The following is a 507-nucleotide window of genomic DNA, read 5'->3' on the forward strand; positions in this document are numbered from 1 at the left end:
CCACCAGCGACATCTACCGCTTCGAAGTGCGTGACGGCGACCAGTTCTCCTCCTCGCGCTTCACCGACGTGGCCGGCTCGGAGCGTTCCGAGATCAGCCAGTCCCTGCGCCAGTCCATCGGCGGCGCGGCCAACTACGCCTCCGTCGCCTGGGACTTCATGATCGAGCCGGGCTCGGCCAACACCGCCAAGTGGATGAGCCTGGGCCAGTTCCACTCCGGCATGAACAAGTCGGGCCCGTTCGACTTCGGCCTGCGCGGCGACGAGAGGCTGTCCTTCGTGATCCGCTCCGACAACGGCGAGCGTGAGATCGAGCTGCCGTCGAACATCAAGCGCGGTCACTGGTACGACGCCAAGGTGGACGTGCATTTCGGTCCCAACGGCGGCGGCTACGTCAAGGTGTGGCTCGACGGCGAGCTGGTGGTGAACTACTCGGGCGCGGTGGGCTATTCCGGCCAGAGCACCACGCACTGGAACATGGGCGTGTACCGCTCCTCGCCGTCCGGCG

General features: G+C 66.5%; 1 protein-coding gene. It reads left to right on the forward strand.

Annotated elements, in window-relative coordinates; translation table 11 throughout:
* Positions 1–507, forward strand: a 507-nt coding sequence (locus ACFOYU_RS15135) for a heparin lyase I family protein (protein ID WP_377034227.1), incomplete at both ends; no start/stop codon positions are given.

Source organism: Microvirga sp. GCM10011540, assembly GCF_042650665.1.
GTDB classification, from domain to species: domain Bacteria; phylum Pseudomonadota; class Alphaproteobacteria; order Rhizobiales; family Beijerinckiaceae; genus Microvirga; species Microvirga lenta.